Origin of the sequence: Streptomyces purpurascens (assembly GCF_045040895.1) — a bacterium.
Taxonomy (GTDB): domain Bacteria; phylum Actinomycetota; class Actinomycetes; order Streptomycetales; family Streptomycetaceae; genus Streptomyces; species Streptomyces purpurascens.
The window spans coordinates 5,457,280-5,478,749 of sequence record NZ_CP108341.1 but is presented as its reverse complement, the minus strand read 5'-3'; the positions used below and the strand labels follow the sequence as shown (position 1 = coordinate 5,478,749).

At 70.0% G+C, this 21,470-nt stretch carries 17 protein-coding genes; 9 read left to right on the top strand and 8 right to left on the bottom strand.

Going from position 1 to position 21,470, the window contains the following annotated elements; translation table 11 throughout:
- Positions 1–909: 909 nt before the first annotated feature.
- The 4 genes from OHU35_RS25020 to OHU35_RS25005 all read left to right on the top strand — a co-directional run bounded on the left by OHU35_RS25020 (position 910) and on the right by OHU35_RS25005 (position 3,407).
- Positions 910–1,170, top strand: coding sequence for a hypothetical protein (locus tag OHU35_RS25020; RefSeq protein ID WP_405506933.1), 261 nt, complete (start codon positions 910–912; stop codon positions 1,168–1,170).
- A 115-nt stretch (positions 1,171–1,285) separates the two neighbouring features.
- A complete protein-coding gene (locus OHU35_RS25015; RefSeq protein ID WP_405506931.1) occupies positions 1,286–1,699 on the top strand; it encodes a hypothetical protein in 414 nt (137 codons plus the stop codon).
- Positions 1,686–1,859: a hypothetical protein gene (locus tag OHU35_RS25010; protein ID WP_405506929.1), complete on the top strand. Its 174-nt coding sequence runs from the start codon at positions 1,686–1,688 to the stop codon at positions 1,857–1,859. The genes OHU35_RS25015 and OHU35_RS25010 overlap by 14 nt, the downstream gene beginning before the upstream one ends.
- Positions 1,860–2,108: 249 nt before the next feature.
- Complete coding sequence (locus OHU35_RS25005) at positions 2,109–3,407, top strand: hypothetical protein (RefSeq protein WP_405506928.1); 1,299 nt, start codon at positions 2,109–2,111, stop codon at positions 3,405–3,407.
- 99 nt (positions 3,408–3,506) lie between these two features.
- On the opposite strand, the gene OHU35_RS25000 is transcribed toward OHU35_RS25005, so the two are convergent.
- A complete protein-coding gene (locus OHU35_RS25000) occupies positions 3,507–3,980 on the bottom strand; it encodes a hypothetical protein (protein ID WP_405506926.1) in 474 nt (157 codons plus the stop codon).
- A gap of 412 nt (positions 3,981–4,392) precedes the next feature.
- Between OHU35_RS25000 and OHU35_RS24995 the strand changes: the two genes are divergently transcribed.
- Positions 4,393–5,043 carry a hypothetical protein gene (locus OHU35_RS24995; protein WP_405506924.1) on the top strand — a complete coding sequence of 217 codons (651 nt, stop codon included), beginning with the start codon at positions 4,393–4,395 and terminating at the stop codon, positions 5,041–5,043.
- Positions 5,044–5,114: 71 nt separating this feature from the next.
- Here the strand turns inward: OHU35_RS24995 and OHU35_RS24990 are convergent, their stop codons facing one another.
- Positions 5,115–5,417 (bottom strand): WXG100 family type VII secretion target, encoded by a 303-nt coding sequence (locus OHU35_RS24990; RefSeq protein ID WP_030840100.1) that lies wholly within the window; start codon positions 5,415–5,417, stop codon positions 5,115–5,117.
- 363 nt (positions 5,418–5,780) lie between these two features.
- Between OHU35_RS24990 and OHU35_RS24985 the strand changes: the two genes are divergently transcribed.
- The gene (locus OHU35_RS24985) at positions 5,781–10,430 is read left to right on the top strand and encodes an FtsK/SpoIIIE domain-containing protein (RefSeq protein WP_405506922.1); all 4,650 of its coding nucleotides are present in this window, start codon (positions 5,781–5,783) and stop codon (positions 10,428–10,430) included.
- A gap of 25 nt (positions 10,431–10,455) precedes the next feature.
- Here the strand turns inward: OHU35_RS24985 and OHU35_RS24980 are convergent, their stop codons facing one another.
- The gene (locus OHU35_RS24980) at positions 10,456–12,237 is read right to left on the bottom strand and encodes a serine/threonine-protein kinase (RefSeq protein WP_405506920.1); all 1,782 of its coding nucleotides are present in this window, start codon (positions 12,235–12,237) and stop codon (positions 10,456–10,458) included.
- A gap of 91 nt (positions 12,238–12,328) precedes the next feature.
- On the bottom strand, positions 12,329–13,177 hold the full coding sequence (locus tag OHU35_RS24975) for a menaquinone biosynthetic enzyme MqnA/MqnD family protein (RefSeq protein WP_189728474.1): 849 nt from the start codon (positions 13,175–13,177) through the stop codon (positions 12,329–12,331).
- 320 nt (positions 13,178–13,497) lie between these two features.
- Between OHU35_RS24975 and OHU35_RS24970 the strand changes: the two genes are divergently transcribed.
- The 3 genes from OHU35_RS24970 to OHU35_RS24960 all read left to right on the top strand — a co-directional run bounded on the left by OHU35_RS24970 (position 13,498) and on the right by OHU35_RS24960 (position 14,897).
- Positions 13,498–13,701 (top strand): cold-shock protein, encoded by a 204-nt coding sequence (locus OHU35_RS24970; protein ID WP_003992177.1) that lies wholly within the window; start codon positions 13,498–13,500, stop codon positions 13,699–13,701.
- A 186-nt stretch (positions 13,702–13,887) separates the two neighbouring features.
- The gene (locus tag OHU35_RS24965; protein WP_405506919.1) at positions 13,888–14,226 is read left to right on the top strand and encodes a hypothetical protein; all 339 of its coding nucleotides are present in this window, start codon (positions 13,888–13,890) and stop codon (positions 14,224–14,226) included.
- Positions 14,227–14,237: 11 nt separating this feature from the next.
- On the top strand, positions 14,238–14,897 hold the full coding sequence (locus tag OHU35_RS24960) for a class I SAM-dependent methyltransferase (protein ID WP_359887559.1): 660 nt from the start codon (positions 14,238–14,240) through the stop codon (positions 14,895–14,897).
- On the opposite strand, the gene kstD is transcribed toward OHU35_RS24960, so the two are convergent.
- The 4 genes from kstD to OHU35_RS24940 form a co-directional block, all read right to left on the bottom strand.
- Complete coding sequence (gene kstD / locus OHU35_RS24955) at positions 14,894–16,678, bottom strand: 3-oxosteroid 1-dehydrogenase (RefSeq protein ID WP_189728470.1); 1,785 nt, start codon at positions 16,676–16,678, stop codon at positions 14,894–14,896. The genes OHU35_RS24960 and kstD overlap by 4 nt on opposite strands.
- A gap of 96 nt (positions 16,679–16,774) precedes the next feature.
- On the bottom strand, positions 16,775–17,866 hold the full coding sequence (locus OHU35_RS24950; protein WP_405506918.1) for a sugar ABC transporter substrate-binding protein: 1,092 nt from the start codon (positions 17,864–17,866) through the stop codon (positions 16,775–16,777).
- 155 nt (positions 17,867–18,021) lie between these two features.
- Positions 18,022–19,941 carry a long-chain fatty acid--CoA ligase gene (locus OHU35_RS24945; RefSeq protein ID WP_189728463.1) on the bottom strand — a complete coding sequence of 640 codons (1,920 nt, stop codon included), beginning with the start codon at positions 19,939–19,941 and terminating at the stop codon, positions 18,022–18,024.
- A gap of 231 nt (positions 19,942–20,172) precedes the next feature.
- On the bottom strand, positions 20,173–21,462 hold the full coding sequence (locus tag OHU35_RS24940; RefSeq protein WP_405506917.1) for an acetyl-CoA C-acetyltransferase: 1,290 nt from the start codon (positions 21,460–21,462) through the stop codon (positions 20,173–20,175).
- Between the last annotated feature and the right edge of the window lie 8 nt (positions 21,463–21,470).

Sequence of the window (21,470 nt, the reverse complement as noted above, 5' to 3'; positions counted from 1 at the left end):
CCAGACTCCTCACCGACCAGATCCAAGTCTGGATATGGTCGCTATAGAGCACTGGGGGGAAATCTGCGAAATGACGGCTTCCGTCCTGGAAACGGTGTCCTTCGGCACTCCGTCCGACGATTCGCCTGATCGGCCCCCTGACCACACATGATCTTCCTCAAGTCCGAGGTCGACCCGACGGAGTGGTTTCCTCTGCCCCAGCGTGGACGGACAACGAGCGGGACCAGGACGAGATGGTGAAGTGGGCCGCCATGTGTGCGGAGATCGTTCATCAACGCCACAAGCGGTGGTGGCGGCCCAAGCGGCTTGCGATGCCAATCGCTTTCTCCAACTGGCCGAGGCCCATCCGCTCCCGAACGTTCCGGCGCACCATGCCTTCGTCTACGGCGGTGCCCCCGGCCGGGTTCCGCAACCTTTCTACGCTCTCGCCGGGCAGTTGGAGGGCAAGGACCGGGAGACGGAACTCCGCATGATGGTTCAGACAACGGGTGACCACCCTGTTCGCCGGCCCGATGTCTCGGAGTTCTCTTCCGACCGGCCTGAGGCGAGGACTGCGTTGTCTTCGCTCATGAGCGTAGGGCCAAGAGTGGAAGGCCGTGCTACCGCAGACGGGCCACTCGACTCTTGCACTTGCCCTTCTTCCGAAGCCTCCGCATCCGTTCCCTCTCCCGCGCCGCTCGCTCCCGGCTTCGCGCTGCTCCAGCGGTGGAGGAGCCACCCCACCAAAACCAGTCCGGTCGAGATCACGACAGCTGCGGCAAGTAGGTGACGCCGGGGCAAGCCAAGCCTCAAGGACTTCCGGCTACTACAAAGTCGTCATGGTCAAGTTCCCCACGAGCACGGGGTTGTGGCAGGCATCCAATGCCGCAAGGACCGGGGCGGCAGGCCCTCGGAGCAGCCCGTAACGCGATGCGCAAGTCCATCTCCCAGAGCGTCGGCCTGGTCGCCAAGGGGCCGCTGAGGGTCAGCCCGTTGTCGACGCTGGTGCACCTCGGTGACAAGGAGATGGCCGGCATGGCGAAGATGGTGCAGGCGAACAAGGCTGCCTTCCCGGAGGCCGCAGGGGCCGCCGCGGACAAAGCGTACAAGTCCTATCAGGGGCCTTCGGCGTCGCCTGGACCGGCATGGGGATGGACGTCACGAACAAGGCGTTGGGGAAGAGTGACCTGACAAGCTTGACCCACGAGAAGTTCGGAACCGGCGAGAAGCCGTACAACGCGGCGTACTCGGACTGGAAGGACAACACACTGAAGCCCGCGCCCGACACCCACTGGTGAGGATGAGCATGGACCTGAACTCGGCGCAACGCATTGTCGAGGCCGAAGCCGCCCGCACCGGACTCGGCACCGGCCCCAACCGGCGGCTCCGTCTGACGCTGATCATAGGAATGCCCCTGTTCCTGCCGGTATTGGGAATTATGATCCTGGTGCCGAAGTCCCTGATGAATGACGTGCTCTACGTCTATGAGGCCGGGATCGTCGGCTGCCTCCTGCACTACGTCTGGGTGTTCGCGAAGTACCCCCGTTATGCGGGCCGTCCGCCCTACCTCACCCGAGATCTGGCCATGGGCGGCGGCTTCTTCCTGCCCTCGCTGTTCTTCGGCTTCTGGCCGGGCATGATCGCCGCCCCGGCATGGGCACTCTTCGTAGGCGTTGCCTATGCCGTGGAAGTGACGCGGGGGCGCAATGACCACCGTTGAGCACAGCCGGGCCCCGAATGGCTTCAATCTGGTGCCTCCGCTCGGCTGGGACGTGATTCCGCTGCACTCGGGCACTCAGGAGGCGATGGACCGCATCGCCCACAAGGCCGTCAAACAACTGCCCACCGGTTTTCGGACGACATTCCGAAGGCCCGACTGAAGCTCATCCAGGAGATGAAGAAGGTCGTTCGCCGGGCCCGTGCCAAGGGAGGAATGACCCTCTACCTCCCCACCGAACGCCGCCATGGCGTCGCCCTGCCCGTCGACGTCGCTCACCGCCGGGTCGAGTACTTCGTGCCGATCCCGGACAGCACGCCTGACTAGTACCTCTCCCATGGCGGCCAAGCCGGTCAGGTGCTGGTTCGTCTCTCGAACGTCGAGTGAATGAGCGGACGACACAGGAACGGACATGACGACGAACACCACCAACTCCCCCGCCCGCACCTCGCTCTTCCGGTCGGCGCCGCTACCTGAGCCCCCCAGCGCACCGGACAGTTGGCCGGATCGTGGCTCCCGCTTGCAGGACCAGGCGAAGGCACTCGACGTTCTGGTCCGCGAGGACCTCTCGCGCGGCCGTGCCCTTGTTTTCCTCCTGTGCGCGGGCGTCGTGACCCTTGTCGCCGGACTGGTCCCCGCAATGGTGATCGATGCCGCGGACTCCCAGTCGGGCGACACCACCGACGTCGCGGTGGCGGTCGTGCTGGGCATTGTGCTGCTGGCCATCGTCGCTGTTCCGGCGCTGCTCGTCCTCCGCGCACTGCGCAAGCGGTCGGCCCGACGCCTTGAGTTGCTTCGGCAGTGGGCGGCAGTAGACCGTGGGCATGACTCGGATTTCCCCACCAGCTACGGCACGGAGGGGTATCCCCACGGCCGTTTCTTCTATTCGGCGCTGCTGCTTGTCCTGGCGCTCATCTCGGTGATCGTTGTCCTCGCCGGACTGTCCGATCCCGCCGTCCTCGGGCTGTTGCCCTGCCTGGTCGTCGCGGGGCTCTTCGCCTGGAGCACGATCAGGAAGTATGCGGCTCGGTACGGCTGGGCCGAACGTGAACGAGTGATCCGTGCCCGAGCTCGCAGGAGGGAGCTGCACCGCGCGCAGCTGGCACAAGCGGCGTCGGCCGCGTCGCCGAAGACCTACCTCTCGGGCACGCGAATTCATCCCGCACTGCTCTACGCGGCTCTCTTCAGCCCCGCTGCCATTGTCACCGTGGTCTTCGTCGTCGCCCGCCCGCAGGACGCCTCCGGTCTGGCCGTAGCAGGCCTGCTGGCTTTGCTGGTCATCGTGTTGGGCGTGCCCGTGGTCGCGCGTAGGCGCCGCCGCGAGCAGGCCGAACTCGCTTCCGCTGCGAGTTCCCTCACCTCGGCCTTCACCGGCGGAGTCGCGGTGCATCCAGTGCGCTACGGACTCGGGGAGCCGGCCGGCCAGTCCGCCGGGTCGGTCTCCTTTCCTTGGGACCTCGGCCCTTCGCGCACCGGGGCGCTTGCAGTCGACAGGGGTGCCTTGCTGGCTCGTGGCACGGACGGGGCTGCCCTGGATCTGCCGCTCGCCGAAGTACAGGGTGCAGTCCTTGTCGGCAGCGGTGTGGCGTGGCTTCCCCCCTCGGTCGACGTGCTGCTTCGCTCGGGAGAGGCGATCGAATTCCGGTCGCCCGATGCCAAGGCCATCACAGAGGCGCTGGCCGACGTAGGCGTGCCTGTGGCGACTGCCTAGCAACACCTTCGAGCGGTGGGCGGTGCGTCCGGCGAGAGCCGTCGCACCGCCCGCTTCTCTGACTGCGCCCAGGTAGTCAAGCCGGGCTTCGCGGCCGCGCTACCGCAGACGCCCTGCCCGGCTCTTCCCCTTGCCCTTCTTCCGAAGCCTCCGCACGCGTTCCCGCTCCCGAGCCGCTTCTTCCTCGGCCCGAGCGCTGATCCAGCGGTGGACGAGCCAGCCCATCAGGCCGGCGCTGATGGCGTAGCCCAGAAACGCGCTGCCGGTACCGGGGATGTAGGCACAGCTCTCCGAACGGCAATTCTTGCCAGGCAGCCCACTCAGCAAATAGAACAGCGGCCCGAACGCGGCCGCGCAGCAGAGCGCCGTCCCCGCGGCATGCAGACCACGCGCCAGGCGGGTGCGGCCCGAGGCTCCGCCCGCACACCGCAGCGCTCCGGTTGCTCCGAGGACGGTGATCACGCCCAGGACGGCACCAACCGCCCAAGATCCACCGGGCAAGTCCACCAGCGTCGGCACCGTCTCACGCGCGAACCGCTTCCACATGCCCATGACCAGCAGGATGGCGCCCATGCCAACCACCAGGCAGAGCATCACCCCTGCCATGCCGAAGCCGTCTCGCGCTCCGAACCGGACGTGGGCTTCTGGGTCTTCAGCCGGTCTCCGCACCTGCCGTCCCCTCACAGCACCCACCTCTGTGAGCCGGCCATGACGTCCATACCTTGACGCCCGGCGAGGTGGGCTACTCGACGCTCTCCTTCTGGCCTTCTTCCTGCCGGTCCACGAAGGTCTTGAGTTGGACGCGCCAGCGGTCCTGAATGAGGTCGATGCGGAACCACTCCGGCGGAACCATGGTGAGCGAGGATATCCACTCCTCCCCGTCGCTTGACGTGCGCGACCTTTCGGTACGGTGCCGACATCAATCCTGTTCCGCGTCGGCGAGGAGAGTCTTGACGTGAGCCCTAGGGGCAAGCAGCGCCTGGCAATGGACCACCTCGGCATCCACCCCGAATCCGGCGCCTGGTGCTTCATCGACAAGATCCCGCAACCCCCCGCGGACGTACTGCACGCCGCGGGCAACCCCCGGATCCGCCCTGCCACAATGCCCCCGCTGGGCATGCTCGGTGCGGTGCTCGGTGCACCGTTCATGCCCCTCCTCATGCTGCTGACCCTTCTGGCCGAAGCGGAAGAAGCCGTCAAGCGAGCCCTCGACACGAAGGACGAAAAGGAGCGGCGGCTCGCCAAGAAGGAAGAGGACAGGCGCCGGGACGCCATCATCGCCCGGCAAGGCCTCGACAAGGTCTTCGACGGAGACTGGCACGGTAACGCCGGGCAGTTCCTGCTCCGTTGGTACAGCCACTCCACCCACCACCAGCGCATGCTGTTCGCGACCGAGGAGGGGATCGTTCTGGCGGCTCCGCCGAAGCGTGTCAGTGTGGGGCGGGAGAAGCGCCTGCAGGTCGTCGCCCGCATTGCCGCCTCCGAAGCAACCCTCGACGACCCCTTCTCCGGCGAGTTCGAGACGAGGATCCTGCTCATACGCTTCAGTGACGGATCCTGGCTGCGCGTCGATACGGAAGAGCTCCGCAGCGACCTGCACATGTACGTGCTCCGGCAGCCTCTCCCCCACAACTGACACACCCCGTCGACCGGACGCCTGCCCGGCACCGGCAGCCCCGCCGCCGGCACCGGACAAACACCTGACCCCTACTTGCTCCGGGCCTGCTTGGCCAGCTCGTCATCAATCTGCTCGAACTTGTCCGCGGCCATGGTCAGGTAGTCACCCATGCCGTCGAGACCGTCCAGCGTGTCCTTCATGCCGCGCACGAACTCGTCGAAGTTCTCGTCGAACGCCTTCGACGAGCTCTTCGTGACGTAGCCGCCCTGCACGAGGTTGTTGATGTACTTCTTGAGGCCCTCGAGCTTCTCCTGGAGCTTTTCCTTCTCCTTCACGACATGCTTGGCAGCATCCCGCATGTCCTGATAAGTGACATCAAGGTCCTTGGCCATGAAGCCGCTCCCTTTCACAACGCCGCAGGGCCAACCCCCGTGGCTCCCTGTTTGCGGACTCATCGACCCGCAGGCCGAGTTACTGATCGCACGTGGCAACCGGTGTGATCGTCCGCTCTTGCGTCTGCAGCTTACGGGTGGGGCCTGGGATGCCACATCCCCGGCTTGTGAACGAGACGTCATGAAGTCGTGTACGACGTTGCCATCGGGAACGTCTCGGCGCCTCCCCATTGCCTCACCGTCGTACCGAACGGATATCGTCCCTTACGACTGTGACCCGCGTGACTGAAGCGAACAGACAGCGGACGCAGCGACAGAGACCACAGCGGCCACACCGGCCCAGTGGCACGGGGAGGACTAGTCGTGCGCCTGACTCTGACCGTCGTCGACCCGTACGGCGGTGGCACCGCCGACGTCGTGCTCGATGCCGATCCTGAGTCCACCGTGGGGGACATCGCCCAGGAGCTGGCCAAGCAGGTCGGGCACAGCGGGGCGCAGGTCATCCCGCTCGGGCAGCACCGGCACGCGCCGGTCAACAACGCGCCCCTCGTGTACGTGGACGGGTATGCCGTCGATCCCAGCGCCACCGTCGTCGGGTCGCCCCTGCGCGAGGGTGCCGTCGTCAGCCTTCAGGATCCGTCCGGGTGTCTGCCGGGTGAGCCCACCGGGCTCGTCGAGCTGCGTGTCGTCGGCGGGCCCGCCGCCGGGTTCGTGCACCGGCTCGGGGTCGGGCGCTACGACATCGGCAGCGGCGCCGCCTCGTACGTCCGTATCGACGACCCCGAGGTCGACGCCCGGGCCCTCACCCTCTCCGTCGCCACCGACGGCACCTGCCAGGTCGCCGTGCACATGGACAAGGCCCACGTCACCCTCGACGGCAAGTCCCTCGCCGGAGACGACGAAGAGGACGAGGACAAGAAGGACCAGGGCAAGAAGCGCGGCAAGAAGAAGGACCAGGAGAAGAAGGCAGAGAAGAAGGACGGCCCCACCGAGTGGCCCCTCGGCGCGCAGATCGCCCTCGGCAACACCCTCCTCGAACTCACCCGCTACACACCCCCGAACGCCGCCCTCAAGTGGTCGGACGACGGCGTCGGCCTCGACTACAACCGTCCTCCGCGGCTGCGCCCGCCCGAGCGGCAGACCAGCTTCCGGCTGCCGTCGCCGCCCCGCGACTACGAGGCCCGGCCGCTGCCCTGGCTGATGGCGCTGACGCCGCTGGTCGGTGCCGTCGTGTCGGTGATGATCTTCCAGCGCTGGTACTACCTGATCATGGCCGGTCTGGCTCCGATCCTGCTCTTCGCGAACTACTACAACGACAAGAAGCACGGGCGTAAGTCCCATGCCAAGCAGGTCGAGGAGTACGAGGAGCAGAAGGAGCGGATCGAGAAGGACGCGCAGGACGCGCTCGTCGCCGAGCGGAACGACCGGCGGCACGCCCTGCCCGATCCGGCGACCGTACTGGCCCTCGGGACCGGGCCCCGGACGCGGCTCTGGGAGCGGCGGCGTACCGACCGTGACCATCTCCTCGTCCGGTTCGGGACCGGGCAGCTGCCCTCCGAGGTGGTGCTCGACGACCCCGAGCAGGACGACCACCGCCGCCAGGTGACCTGGAAGATCGAGGACGCCCCGGTCGCGCTGAATCTCCGCGGCCTCGGTGTCATCGGCATGGCCGGGCCCGGGGACTCCGCCCGCGCTCTCGGGCGGTGGGCCGTCGCGCAGACCGCGGCCCTGCACAGCCCGATGGACGTGCAGTTCTACGTGCTGAGCGAGAACGCCGCGCAGGAGTCCTGGGACTGGACGCGCTGGCTGCCGCACTCCCGGCCGTCCGGCGGGCAGGACGTCAACGCGCTCATCGGGACCGACGCCGAGACCGTGGGTGCCCGCATCGGCGAGCTGACGCAGATCCTCGACGCGCGCAAGAAGGCCGCCGAGGAGAACAAGTCGCAGGGTGCGTCGTCCTTCGGCGATCCCGACATCGTCGTGGTGTGGGACGGGTCGCGGAGGCTCAGGTCCCTCCCCGGCGTGGTGCGGTTGCTGCGCGAAGGGCCCGCCGTGTCCATGTTCGCCATCTGCCTGGACGCCGAGGAGCGGTTCCTGCCCGGTGAGTGCCAGGCGTACGTCGTGGCCGAGCCGAAGGCCCAGGAGTACGAGCCCGCCCAGCAGATCCAGCAGCAACAGACGCAGCAGGCCGCCGGTGGGTTCCCCTCCTTCCAGGCCTGGCACAACACCGCACAGCAGCCCGAACAGGCCAGCCGCACCGAGCAGTTGAGGCTGCGCGTCGAGGAGGCCGGAGCGGAGCGGCTGAAGGACGTACGGCCCGACTTCGTCTCCGCCGCCTGGTGCCTGCGGCTGGCGCGGTCGCTGTCGCCGCTGAGGGACATCAGCGGTGAGACCGAGGACTCGGCGCTCCCGGGTTCGAGCCGGCTGCTGGACGTGCTGCAGCTGGAGCCGCCGACGAGCGACGCGATCGTGGCGCGGTGGCGGATGGGCGGGCAGTCGACGCTGGCCGTCATCGGTGAGTCGTACGACGGGGCGTTCGGGCTCGACATCCGCAAGGACGGCCCGCACGGCCTCATCGCCGGTACGACCGGTTCCGGTAAGTCGGAGCTGCTGCAGACCATCGTGGCGGCGCTGGCCGTGGCGAACACGCCCGAGAACATGACCTTCGTGCTGGTCGACTACAAGGGTGGCGCGGCCTTCAAGGACTGTGTGCATCTGCCGCACACCGTCGGCATGGTGACCGACCTCGACGCCCACCTGGTGGAGCGGGCCCTGGAGTCGCTGGGTGCCGAGCTGCACCGGCGCGAGCACATCCTGGCCGCCGCCGACGCCAAGGACATCGAGGACTACCAGGACCTGGTGCGCCGGGATCCGTCGCACCAGCCGGTGCCCCGGCTGCTCATCGTCATCGACGAGTTCGCGTCCATGGTGCGTGACCTGCCGGACTTCGTGACCGGGCTGGTGAACATCGCCCAGCGAGGCCGTTCGCTGGGTATCCATCTGCTGCTGGCCACCCAGCGGCCGTCCGGTGTGGTGTCGCCCGAGATCCGCGCCAACACCAACCTCCGTATCGCGCTGCGCGTGACGGACGGCGGTGAGTCGTCGGACGTCATCGACTCGCCCGAGGCCGGGCACATCTCCAAGAACACCCCGGGCCGCGCCTACGCCCGGCTCGGCCACGCCTCGCTGGTCCCCTTCCAGTCCGGGCGCGTGGGTGGCCGTCGGCCCGGTGCGGCCGACCCGGCCGTGCTCATGCCCTGGGTGGGCCCGCTGACCTGGGAGGACCTGGGCCGGGCGGCGCTGGTCAAGCCCAAGGCGGAGGCCCGTGAGGAAGAGGAGATCACCGACCTCAAGGTCCTCGTCGACACCATCCGCGACGCCAACAGCTCGCTCGGCATCCCACCGCAGCACAGCCCGTGGCTGCCCGCGCTCGACGAGACGCTGCTGCTGGACGACGTCGAACTCCCCGCCTTCGCCGGCGGCCCCGGCAAGCTGCCGCCGGCCCCGTACGGCATCGAGGACCTGCCCGCCAGCCAGGCCCGGCGCCCGGTCGCCGTGGACTTCTCCTCCTTCGGCCATCTGATGATCGGCGGTGCCCCGCGCAGCGGCCGTTCGCAGGTGCTGCGCACCCTGGCGGGCTCGATCGCCCGTACGCACTCGATCGCCGACGTGCACCTCTACGGCATCGACTGCGGCAACGGCGCGCTCAACGCCCTGACGCGGCTGCCGCACTGCGGCGCGGTCGTCGGCCGTAACCAGACCGAGCGGGTCGTACGGCTCGTCAACCGGCTCAAGGGCGAGATGGGCCGCCGCCAGGACCTGCTGGCGGACAAGGGCTTCGCGGACATCGGTGAACAGCGGTCCTCGGTCGCCGAGGACGAGCGGCTGCCGCACATCGTCGTGCTGCTGGACCGCTGGGAGGGCTGGGTGCCCACGCTCGGCGAGATCGACCACGGCTCGCTCACGGACGAGCTGCAGACGATGATGCGCGAGGGCGCGAGCGTCGGCATCCACCTGGTCCTGACCGGTGACCGGACCCTGCTCGTCGGCCGTATCGCGACCCTCACCGAGGACAAGTACGGTCTGCGGCTGGCCGATCGCAGCGACTTCTCCTCGCTCGGCATTCCGGCCCGCAAGGTGCCCGAGGAGATCCCGCCGGGGCGTGCCTTCCGCAACGAGTTCGGTACGGAGACGCAGTTCGCGCTGCTCGCCGAGGACACGACCGGTCAGGGGCAGGCGGCCGCGCTGGCGGCGATCGGCGAGGCGGCCGCGGCCCGCGACGCCGACGTGCCGCGCTCGCGGCGCCCGTTCCGTGTGGACAGCCTGCCCAGCCGTATCTCCTTCCCGGAGGCCTGGGAGATGCGCGACCCGGACGCGTCCCGCTCGCGCCTGTGGGGTCTGGTCGGTATCGGCGGCGACGAGATCGTCGGCTTCGGCCCGGACCTGGCGGAGGGTGTGCCGGCGTTCGTCGTCGCGGGTCCGGCCAAGTCGGGCCGTTCGACGGTGCTGTGGAACTTCGCGCAGTCCTTCCTGGCCCAGGGCACGCGCCTGGTGATCGCGGCCCCGCGCCAGTCTCCTCTCCGCCAACTCGACGGCGCGGAAGGCGTACTGAAGGTCTTCACCGGCGACGACATCGACGAGGACGAGTTCGAGGAGCTCATCGACCAGGCGTCGCTGGAGGAGCCGATCGCGGTCCTCATCGACGACGGCGAGATCCTGGAGGACTGCGACGCCGAGAGCCAGATGAAGAAGCTGGTCTCCCGCGGCGCCGAACGCGGCCTCGCCATGGTCATCGCCGGTGACGAGGAGGACGTGTGCAGCGGCTTCTCCGGCTGGCAGGTCGACGCGAAGAAGGCTCGCCGCGGCATCCTGCTCTCCCCGCAGGAGTCCTCCAGCGGCGACCTCGTCGGCGTACGCCTGAACCGCAGCATGGTCGGCGGCCAGGTCGCCCCGGGCAAGGGCATGCTGCACCTCGGGGACGGGGAGCTGCGGACGGTCGTCATCCCGGGGTGAGGCGTCGAGCGGGGGGTCGGCGTGTCTACCGCACCTTCGACATCCGAGCCTGAGGCCGCCCCGACTCCTCGCTCTCCGACCGGTACTGGAGGTCGTCGCCCATCGGGCTGAGACGGACGGTCGTGGCGGCCGGGTTGCAGCCGCTGTGGTTGGTCTTCGCGCCCACGGACGTCGCGACGAGCTCCTTCTTCGTCACCTGCTTCAGGGTCAGTACGTCGATACAGACGCCGCCGATCTGGTCGGTCTGGCGGAGTCGGCCCAGCTCCTGGCCGACGGCGGCCCGTTCGACCGTGATGCGGAACGTGCCGAGGGGCAGGTTGCCGTCCAGGGCGGTGCCCTGGCCCTCCCAGGTGCCGAGGTAGGCGGCGGGCACGGCGCCGGGGGCGCTGCTGCTCGCCGACGGTGCGGAGTGGTCGGCGCCCGGAGCGGCCCCGTCCCTGTCGTCCTGGGCGTTGTGGCCGCCCGGCAGCAGGTCGAACACGAACACCGACCCGATCGTCACGGCCGCCATCGCCCCGGCGACCGCCAGGGCGACCGAGCAGCTCAGCCTTCGCACCCGCCCGTCGCCCTCCGGCGTGGACGTCGCCGCCACGGAGACGGTGACCTTGCCGGGGCGGCGCCCGGTGGACGACGGGTCCGTGTCCTGCGGTCCGGCGTCACGGGGTGCGGGTACGGCGGCGAAGGGCGGCGCCCCGGCAGGCGTGGGCATGACCGGCGGCGGCCCGAACACCCCGGGCTCGGCAGCCCCCGCAGCCCCCGCAGCCCCGGCAGCCCCGGCAGTCCCGGCAGTCCCGGCAGTCCCAACCGCACCAATCGAATCAGCCGACTCAGCCGACTCCCCTGTCTCCCCCGCCCCCACAGAGGGACTACTGAACCCCACCGGCCCTGAAGGCCCCCCGCCTCCCGGCCCCGTCGCCTCCAGGTTCAGCAGCTGCACTGCGCTCCGGCTCACCTGCTCCACCAGCGACCCCGGCAGCCACCCGCCCGTCACCAGCCGGGCCGCTCCCTCGGGAGCCAGTCGTCGGGCCACTTCCGCCGGGGCGGGCCGTGCGCCCGGGTCCTTCGTCAGGCAGGCGGCCGTCAGGGACCGCAGCTCCCCGTCCAGCGGGCCGAGTTCCGGCTCCTCGTGGACGACCTTGTAGAGCAGGGCCGCCGAGGAGTCGCCGGGGAAGGGCGGTTGGCCAGTGGCGGCGTATGCCAGGACCGCGCCCAGGGAGAAGACGTCCGCCGCGCCGGTGACGCCCTTGCCCAGGATCTGCTCGGGCGACATGTAGCCGGGCGAGCCGATCGAGACGCCCGTGGACGTCAGGGAGGCCGTACCGTCCGTGGCCCGGGCGATCCCGAAGTCGATCAGCAGGGGGCCGTCGAGCGTGAGCAGGACGTTCGACGGCTTCACGTCCCGGTGCACCAGGCCCAGCTCGTGCACCGCCGCCAGCGCCTCGGCGAGTCCCGCTCCCAGGACGCGTACGGTGTGGGCCGGCAAGGGGCCGAAGTCCGCCACCGCGGCGGACAGCGAGGGGCCCGCCGCGTACGCCGTCGCCACCCACGGCACCCGCGCCTGCGGGTCCGCGTCCAGGACCGGCGCCGTCCACGCGCCGCCCACCCGGCGCGCGGCCTCGACCTCGCGCCGGAAGCGCGCCCGGAACTCCTCGTCCAGCGCGAAGTGCGGATGCACGATCTTCACGGCGACCGTACGGCCTCCGGCGCTGCGGCCCAGGTAGACCCGGCCCATCCCACCCGAGCCCAGCCGGCCGAGCAGCCGGTAGGGCCCCACGACGGTGGGTTCGTCGACTTCGAGCGGCCGCATGGCGTCACCCCTCCCCCGTAGGCGTCCGGAAGCCCGGGTAGGCCCCCGTCCGCCTGCACTCCCAGCAGAGTAGTGCGCGAGGAGCGCCCGCTCACGGCTGCAGCAGGTCCACCTTCACGTCCGCCGGGAACCCGGTCGTCGGGCCGACGCGCCGGGCGAACTCGGCGACCGCCGCCAGCTGCGGGCCGCCGAAGCGGAAGTCGAGCGTCGTGAAGTACTGGGCGAGGGTCTCCTCGTCGAAGTCCTCCCAGCGGGCGGCCTGCTCGGCGACCTTGGCGACCTCCTCCAGGGAGAGGTTGCGGGATTCGAGGAAGGCCTCGTGCACCTTGCGCGTGAGGACCGGCTCACGCTCCAGGTAGTCGCGGCGCGCCGCCCAGACCGCGAAGACGAACGGCAGGCCCGTCCACTCCTTCCACAGGGCGCCCAGGTCGTGCACGTCCAGGCCGAAGCGCGGCCCGTCGAGCATGTTCGCGCGCAGCGCCGCGTCGCCGATGAGGACGGCCGCGTCGGCCTCCTGCATCATCAGGCTGAGGTCGGGCGGGCACGTGTAGTAGTCCGGCTGTACGCCGTAGCGCTCGGCGAGGAGCAGCTGGGCGAGGCGGACGGAGGTGCGGGAAGTCGATCCGAGGGCGACGCGGGCGCCGTCCAGCCGGTCCAGCGGGACCTGCGAGACGATCACGCACGACATCACCGGGCCGTCGCAGCCGACGGCGATGTCGGGGAAGGCGACCAGTTGGTCCGCGTGCTTGAGGAACTCGACCAGGGTGATCGGTGCGATGTCGAGTTCGCCCTGCACCAGCTTCTCGCTGAGCTTCTCCGGGGTGTCCTTCGTCAGCTCGAAGTCGAGGAGCGTGCCCGTTCTCGCGAGCCCCCAGTACAGGGGCAGGCAGTTCAGGAACTGGATGTGGCCGACGCGCGGCCGGGTGCGAGGATTGTCCACATCGTGAGGCTAGCCCTCTCGGCCCAGTGGCCCGCGTCCGGCCCCGCCGTGGGTTCGTGATCGGCGGCAGAGGCCCTCTCCGCCAGTCGGCGGCGGGATGTTCAAACATTCGGGTGACGTGATCTTGACCCCTATTGCATTCCGGGGCCTGCGTGCTAGGCTCATCGCAAGTTGCAGTTTGGTTTCCCTTGCAGTACAGAGCCTGCGGAGCATGTGACCGCGGGCTCTCGTCATTCTCAGACGTATGCAGTTGTGCAGAATTCATCTTCACACTTGCTGGTTCTGGAGCAGGGCAACCCTTTTGGGCCCAAGGAGGGCTTATGGCTACCGGAACCGTGAAGTGGTTCAACGCCGAAAAGGGCTTTGGTTTCATCGCCCAGGAGGGCGGCGGCCCCGACGTCTTCGTCCACTACTCCGCGATCAACGCGAGCGGCTTCCGCTCCCTCGAGGAGAACCAGCAGGTGTCTTTCGACGTCACGCAGGGCCCGAAGGGTCCGCAGGCTGAGAACGTCACGCCGGTCTGATCAGTAGTACCCAAGGAGCCCCGCGCCGTCAGGCGTCGGGGCTCCTGCCTTTTCCCGTCCTCTTCCGGTTCTCCCGTTCCCGGAGAGGTCGGTGAATTCCCGGCGAATTCTGCGGGGCGCTCCGCTTGGGTGGGGCCGGCCCGGGGGTCCGACCGGCTCGGGCACAGGCCGGGAGAAGATGTCCGGATGCAGGGACATGAAGAGAACGGCGAGCAGGAAAGCGGAACTCCCGCGCCCAACCGTCTGGCGACCGGCGTGTCACTCGGGCTGTCGCTCGGCACGGCCCTCGGGCTGGCCCTCGGCATGACCGTCTTCGACAACATCGGGCTGGGACTGGCCCTGGGCCTGGGACTGGGCACGGCTGTCGGAGCGGCGGCGGGGGCCGGGGCCACGAGGGCGGCCGAGGGTCACGGGGACGTCCGGCCGGGCGAAGGCCAGGGCCAGGGAGCCGAGCAGACCGGCCAGGCACCCGACGATCCCCGGGGAGAGGCAAACGGCGGGCAGGCGGACCGGCCCTCGCACTAGGGTCTCGGGCCATGACCGACGCCGATTTCGTGACCCAGACCCGTACCTTCTACGACACCGTGGCCGAGGACTACGCCGTCCACTTCCCTGGTCTGCACGGGACCACGCCCCTGGACCGGGGGCTGCTGGTCGGTTTCGCGGAGCTGGTGGGGGAGGGGGGCGAGGTCGCCGATCTGGGGTGTGGGCCCGGGCGGGTGACGGCGTTTCTGGCGGGCCGGGGGCTGTCGATGTTCGGCCTCGATCTGTCGGAGTCGATGCTCGCGATCGCCCGCCGCGAGAACCCCGGCCTGCGGTTCGAGCGGGGCTCGATGCTGGAGCTGAACCTGCCCGACAGGTCGCTCGACGGGGTCGTGTCCTGGTACTCGACCATCCACACCCCCCTGGACCACCTGCCGGGCGTCTTCGCCGAGTTCCACCGCGTCCTGCGGCCCGGCGGGCATCTGCTGCTCGGCTTCCAGGTCGGCGACGAGCCCCGCCGCTACGAGGAGGCCTTCGGGCACAAGGTGGCACTGGACTTCCGGCGGCGCCGGCCGGAGCAGATGATCGCCCTGCTGGAAGCCGCCGGATTCGCCCTGCGCTCCCGGACCGTGCGGGAGGCCGACGAGGAGCTCGGGGAGCCGGCCCCCCAGGCATGTCTGGTGGCCCGCAAGCCACCGGAGCCCACCGCCTAGAGCACCCCCGCGACTTCCCTCGCCGCGATGTACCCGAACGTCATCGCCGGGCCGATGGTCGAGCCCGCGCCCGCGTAGCTGTGGCCCATGACCGCGGCGCTCGCGTTGCCGGCGGCGTAGAGGCCCGGGATGACCGAGCCGTCCTCCCGCAGGACGCGGGCCCGGGCGTCCGTCAGCAGGCCGCCCTTCGTGCCGAGGTCGCCGGGGACGATGCGGAAGGCGTGGTACGGGGGCAGCCACAGGGGGGCCAGGCAGGAGTTCGGGAGGACGGACGGGTCCGTGTAGTAGTGGTCGTAGGCGCTGTCGCCGCGGTGGAAGTCGGGGTCCTCGCCCCGCCGTGCCTGGGAGTTGAAGCGGTCGACCGTCGTGCGCAGGGCCGCCGCCGGGACGCCGATCGAGGCCGCGAGGGCGTCCAGGGACCAGGCCTTGTGTGCGGCGCCCGAGTCGTACCAGGCGTCCGGGAGGGGCAGGGCCGGCAGGACGTCCTTGAAGAGGTACCGGTTGCGGTAGTTCTGGTCGGTGATCAGCCAGGCCGGGATGGCCTCGCGTGCGTCGTACATGGTGTGGACGACGTCGCTGTAGGGGGCGGCCTCGTTGACGAAGCGCCGGCCGGACCCGTCGACCAGGAGGCCGCCGGGGAGGGTGCGTTCGGCGAGGCAGAAGTACGGCTGGCCCGGGACCGGGATCGCCGGGCCCCACCAGGCGTCGTCCATCAGGTCGAGGGCGGCCCCGAGCCGCTCCCCCGCCAGGATGCCGTCGCCGGTGTTCTCCTTGGCGCCGACCGTCCAGTCCGTGCCGATGGGCTGGCGCTGGAAGCGTGCGCGCATCGCCGCGTTGTGCTCGAAGCCGCCGGAGCCGACGATCACACCCCGGCGGGCGCGGACCAGGCCGGGGCCGCCGTTCCGGGTGACGACCGCTCCCCTGACGGTGCCGCCCTCGACGTACAGGTCGGTGAGCGGCGTGTCGAGCCACACCGGCACCCCGGCCGACCGCAGTCCCGCCCGCAGCCCGGCCGCCAGCGACTGGCCCATGGTCAGCGGCTTCTCGCCGCGCAGTGCCGCCGCCGTACCCCGTGCCAGGCACTGGGCCGCCACGGCCGTGCCCTTGGCGTTCACCGCGGCCAGGGTGACCCACTTGTAGTCGGCGCTGAAGACGACCATCCCGGCGGGCACGCCCATGTACGGCGGGTTCAGCCGGGCCAGCTCGGGGCCCAGGATCCGGCCGTCGAGCTGGTCGGGCTCGATGGAGCGGCCGTTCGGCAGGCCGCCGGGCAGCTCCGGGTAGTAGTCGCTGTAGCCCTCCATCCAGCGGAAGCGCAGGGGGCTGTGGGCCATGACGTAGGAGATCGTGGCCGGGCCGTGGGCGAGGAAGGCGCGCTGCCGGTCGGCGGGGACGTCCGGGCCGACGACGGCGGCGAGGTAGGCGGCGGCCTTCGCGGGGGTGTCCGGGACGCCGGCCGCCAGGAGCACGGGGTTGTTGGGGATCCAGATCCCGGCGCCGGAGCGGGCGGCCGAGCCGCCGAAGGTCGGGGCCTTCTCCAGGACGACGCAGCTCAGCCCCTGCCCGGCGGCGGTCAGCGCGGCGGTCATCCCGGCCGCGCCGGAGCCGATGACGACGACGTCGTAGGTGCCGAGCGGGGGTAAGTCGGCGGCCTGGGCGCCCTGCTGCACTCCGGCGGCGACCGCGAGCCCGGCACCCGCGGCACCGGCCAGCACTCGTCTTCGGGAAGGAGGCCGGGAAGGGGAACCAGCGGGTGGTGCGGAGTTCGTGTCAGTGGTCATGGCCGCTCCAGCCCGGGAGGAACGCGAAAGGGGTGGGGAATGTCGCGCGGGGGTCTTGCGAAGTCAAGACCCGTGCGCCACCCACCGCGCATCCGCCTACTCGAGACCGATGGCCTGGCAGTCCGCCTTGTACTTCGAGGTGCAGATGTCCTTCACGGTGTAGACGCCGTCCGTGATCACCGTCTCCTTGATGTTGTCCTTGGTGAGGGCGACCACCGGCACCAGCATCGCCGGGATGTTCTTCGCCGTCGGGCTGTCGACCGTCTCCCGGGTCAGCGCGGCGAACTCGATCGCACGGCCCTGGACCTTGGCCACGGCGATCTTCGCGGCGTTCGTCGCCTCCAGCAGGAAGGACTTGTAGACGGTCATGTACTGCTCCCCCGACACGACCCGCTGCACCGCGTCCAGGTTGGCGTCCTGCCCCGTCACCGGCGGCATCTTGGTGGCGCCCGCATCCTTCAGCGCCTCGATGACGGCGCCCGCCATGCCGTCGTTGGCCGAGTAGACGGCGGCGATGTTGTTCAGCCCGACGGTCCGGATCGCCTTCTCCATGTTCGCCTTGGCGATGGAGGGCTTCCACTCCTTGGTGTCGTACTGCTCGACGATGTCCACCTGGCCCTGGAGCTCGCTCAGCGCGCCGTCCTTGAACCGGGCCGTGTTCGGGTCGCCGGGGTCGCCGTTCATCATGACGATCTTGCTCTTCTCGGAGTTCTCGCCGAGCTCGCTCATGATGGCGCGGCCCTGCACCTGCCCGACGAGTTCGTTGTCGTGGGAGACATAGGCGTCGATCGGGCCCTCGGCGAGCCGGTCGTAGGCGATGACCGGGATGCCGGCGTCCTTGGCCTTCTGCACGTCCGTGGCGATCTTCTTGGAGTTCAGGGCGTCCACCAGGATGACGTCGACCTTGTCGTCGATCATCTTCTGGAACTGCGCACTCTGTCTGGACACGCTCGCCTCGGCGTTGGCGTAGCGGACCTTTCCCTTGTTCTCCGTGAGGGACGCGACCTCCTCCCTGATCAGGGGGTAGTCGAACTTCTCGAAGCGGGCCGTGTCCCGGTCGGGCAGCAACAGGCCCACGGTGATGTCGTTGCCCTTCTGCGCGGCGGTGTCGTCACTCCCGTCGTCGCCGCACGCGGTGAGGGACAGGGCCGATACGGAGGCCGCCAGGGCTATGGCGACGGTGCGCACAGCGGTCCGACGGGTGTTACGCGCTTTCACTGGTGGTGCCTTCCGTGGAGGGGGAGCATCGCGACGGGATTGCTCGAAAGCCAAAGGGGAGACGGCGTGCGGCGTCAAGAAATTCGTGTGAAGACATCGCAAAGGCCGCCTCACACCCGGCCGGCTCACCGTGCGTACAGCCCCTCGACTTCCTCCGTGAAGGCGCGCAGTACCGCCTGGCGGCGGAGCTTCATCGAGGGGGTCAGATGGCCTGCCTCCTCGGTGAAGTCCTGGGGGAGGATGGCGAAGGCTCGGATGGATTCCGGGCGGGAGACCATCTTGTTGGCCTCGTCGATGGCGCGTTGGAGGACGGCGCGCAGATCCTCGTCGTCGACGAGGAGTTTGGGCGGTACGGGGTGTTTGCCGTTCATCTGGCGCCAGTGGGTGATGCCGTCCGGGTCGAGGGTGATCAGGGCCGAGACGAAGGGGCGGCCGTCGCCCAGGACGAGGCACTGGGAGATCAGCGGGTGGGACCGCAGCCAGTTCTCCAGCGGGGCCGGGGCGACGCTCTTGCCGCCTGACGTGATCAGCAGTTCCTTCTTGCGTCCGGTGATCGTCAGATAGCCCTCGTCGTCCAGTTCGCCGATGTCGCCGGTGGCGAGCCAGCCGTCGGGGGCGGCGGGGACGACGCCGCCGGCCTGGGGGTCCCAGTAGCCGCGCAGCACGTGGTCGCCGGCGAGGAGGATCTCGCCGTCGGCGGCGATACGGACGCGGGTGCCGGGCAGCGGCCAGCCGACCGTGCCCAGGCGGGGTTTGAGGGGCGGGGTGACGGTGGAGGCGCCGGTGGTCTCCGTCAGGCCGTAGCCCTCGAAGATCTCGATGCCGGCTCCGGCGTAGAACGCGGCGAGGCGGCGGCCCAGGGGTGAGCCGCCGCAGATCGCGTAGCGGACCCGGCCGCCCATGGCGTTGCGGATACGGCGGAAGACCAGCGGGTCGTAGAAGACCCGGGCGGTTTTCAGGGCGCGGGAGGGGCCCGGGCCGGTGCCCGTCTGCTGGGCCTCCATCGCCTCGCCGTAGCGCTGCGCCACGGACACCGCGCGGTCGAACGAGGTCAACCGGCCGCCCGCCTCGGCCTTGGCGCGGGCCGAGTTGAAGACCTTCTCCAGCATGTACGGGATGGCCAGCAGACAGGTCGGCCGGAAGCTCGCCAGGTCCGGCAGCAGGTGGTCCGCCTTGATGCTCGGCGCGTGGCCCAGCCGTACCCGGGCTCGGATGCAGGCGATCGCGACCATGCGGCCGAAGACATGGGACATGGGCAGGAACAGCAGGACCGAGGCCTCTTCGCTGGTCTTCGTCTTGAAGACGGGGTAGAGGAGCTCGATGGCGTTGTCGACCTCGGCGAAGAAGTTGCCGTGGGTGAGGGCGCAGCCCTTGGGGCGGCCCGTGGTGCCCGAGGTGTAGATGAGGGTGGCGAGCGTGTCGGGGCCGAGCATGCCGCGCCGCACCTCCACCTCCTGGTCGGACAGGTGTGCCCCGGCTTCCGCGAGCCGGTCCACGTGGCCCTTCTCGACGATCCACATGTGCTGGAGGTCCGGCAGGCGTTCGCGCTCCGGGCCGAGGGCGGCGGCCTGTCCGGCGGTCTCGGTGAGCAGGGCGACCGCGCCCGAGTCCTGGAGGATCCAGCGGGCCTGGAAGACGGAGGACGTGGGATAGACGGGGACGGTGACCAGACCGGCCGACCAGGCCGCGAAGTCCAGGACCGTCCACTCGTAGATCGTGCGGGCCATCACGGCGACCCGGTCGCCCGGCATCAGGCCCTCGGCGATCAGCCCCTTCGCCACGGCGAGCACCTGGGCGGCGAACTCGGCGGCCGTGACGTCGCTCCAGCGCCCCTCTGCGTCCTTGCGGCTGAGCGCCACGGCATCCGGCTCCGCGCTCGCGTTGTCGAACGGCAGGTCGGCGAGCGACCCGTGCGTCCACGGCGGCGCCAGCGGCGGTACGGCGGCCTCCCGCACCACCCCGTCCAGCCGTCGTGTCTCGGGTTCGACCAGGACCGGTCCTCCGTACACGTCGCCGTAGGCGGAGGAGGGATACGCAGTGGACACGGGCGGCTCCTGGGGCGTGCAGCTGGAAACTGCTTGCTGCATGACGTACGTGCCTCGCACGCCGAGGCGCTCAACCGGCTGAACCCGCAGAAAGGGGTTACTGCCGGTAGGAACGGGATCGTACGGCCCTCACGTGGCGGGTTTGTGCGGGTTCGGGGATGGTCCGGAGCCGGGCCTGTGCAATCTCGGGGGTTACGTGAGGGACCTTCAGTTTTGGTGCTCTCTCCGCCTTCACGCCCGCTCCAGGATCGCCGTCACCCCCTGCCCGCCCGCCGCGCACACCGAGATCAGTCCGCGTGCGGGCGCGTCCCGTTCGGCGAGGAGCTTGGCCAGCGTGGCCACGATCCGGGCGCCGGTGGCGGCGAAGGGGTGCCCGGTCGCGAGGGACGAGCCGGCGACGTTCAGCCGGTCGCGGTCCACCGTGCCGAGGCCCCGCTTCTCCCAGGCGGCGAGCGTCGCCAGCACCTGGGAGGCGAACGCCTCGTGGATCTCGATCAGTTCGAAATCGGCCAGATCCAGCCCGGCCCGCTCCAGCATGCGCGGGACCGCGTACGCCGGTGCCATGAGCAGGCCGTCCTCGCCGCCCGCCGCATCGCCGTCCACGAAGTCCACGGCGGCCGTCTCGTACGCGGTCAGGTACGCCAGCAGTGTCAGGCCGCGCTCCCGGGCCCACTCCTCGCTCGCCAGCAGGACGGTGGCGGCCCCGTCCGTCAGCGGGGTCGAGTTCCCGGCGGTCATGGTCGGGCCGGGGTGGTCCAGGCCGAACACCGGCTTCAGGGAGGCCAGTTTCTCCACGGTCGAGCCGGGGCGCAGGTTCTGGTCGCGGGCCAGGCCGCGGAAGGGGACCACCAGGTCCTGGAAGAAGCCGCGTTCGTACGCCGCCGCCAGCCGTCGGTGGCTCGCCGCGGCCAGTTCGTCCTGGGCCTCGCGGCCGATGTCCCAGGCCCGGGCGGTGACGGCGGCGTGTTCGCCCATGGACAGGCCGGTGCGCGGCTCGGCGTTGCGCGGGACGTCGGGGACGAGGTGGGACGGGCGCACCTTCGCCAGGGCCTTCAGGCGGGCGCCCGCCGACTTCGCGCGCCGGGCCTCCAGCAGGATGCGGCGCAGGGTGTCGTTGACGCCGAGGGGCGCGTCGCTGGCCGTGTCGGCGCCGCCCGCGACCGCCGAATCCGTCTGGCCGAGGGCGATCTTGTTGGCGGCGGCGATGACGGCCTGGAGTCCGGTGCCGCAGGCCTGCTGGATGTCGTAGGCCGGGGTGCGCGGGTGCAGCGTCGAGCCGAGGACCGTCTCGCGGGCGAGGTTGAAGTCGCGGCTGTGCTTGAGGACCGCGCCGGCGACGAACTCGCCCACCGCGCCGGGCTCCTGGAGTCCGTACCGCTCGACGAGGCCGTCGAGGGCGGCGGTGAGCATCTGCTGGTTGGAGGCGGTGGCGTAGGGGCCGTCGGAGCGGGCGAACGGGATGCGCGCTCCGCCGATGACCGCCACGCGCCGTACCGACGGCGCCGTCCGCTGGGGGCTCATCTCGACCT

Bases quoted from the DNA above. Each gene is read 5' to 3' on its own strand.
- OHU35_RS25010 (WP_405506929.1), top strand. From the start codon at position 1,686: ATGACCACCGTTGAGCACAGCCGGGCCCCGAATGGCTTCAATCTGGTG.
- OHU35_RS25005 (WP_405506928.1), top strand. From the start codon at position 2,109: ATGACGACGAACACCACCAACTCCCCCGCCCGCACCTCGCTCTTCCGG.
- OHU35_RS25015 (WP_405506931.1), top strand. From the start codon at position 1,286: ATGGACCTGAACTCGGCGCAACGCATTGTCGAGGCCGAAGCCGCCCGC.
- OHU35_RS24995 (WP_405506924.1), top strand. From the start codon at position 4,393: ATGGACCACCTCGGCATCCACCCCGAATCCGGCGCCTGGTGCTTCATC.
- OHU35_RS24940 (WP_405506917.1), bottom strand. From the start codon at position 21,462: ATGAGCCCCCAGCGGACGGCGCCGTCGGTACGGCGCGTGGCGGTCATC.
- OHU35_RS24960 (WP_359887559.1), top strand. From the start codon at position 14,238: ATGACCGACGCCGATTTCGTGACCCAGACCCGTACCTTCTACGACACC.
- kstD (WP_189728470.1), bottom strand. From the start codon at position 16,678: ATGACCACTGACACGAACTCCGCACCACCCGCTGGTTCCCCTTCCCGG.
- OHU35_RS25000 (WP_405506926.1), bottom strand. From the start codon at position 3,980: ATGGGCGCCATCCTGCTGGTCATGGGCATGTGGAAGCGGTTCGCGCGT.
- OHU35_RS24970 (WP_003992177.1), top strand. From the start codon at position 13,498: ATGGCTACCGGAACCGTGAAGTGGTTCAACGCCGAAAAGGGCTTTGGT.
- OHU35_RS24965 (WP_405506919.1), top strand. From the start codon at position 13,888: ATGCAGGGACATGAAGAGAACGGCGAGCAGGAAAGCGGAACTCCCGCG.
- OHU35_RS24990 (WP_030840100.1), bottom strand. From the start codon at position 5,417: ATGGCCAAGGACCTTGATGTCACTTATCAGGACATGCGGGATGCTGCC.
- OHU35_RS25020 (WP_405506933.1), top strand. From the start codon at position 910: ATGCGCAAGTCCATCTCCCAGAGCGTCGGCCTGGTCGCCAAGGGGCCG.
- OHU35_RS24980 (WP_405506920.1), bottom strand. From the start codon at position 12,237: ATGCGGCCGCTCGAAGTCGACGAACCCACCGTCGTGGGGCCCTACCGG.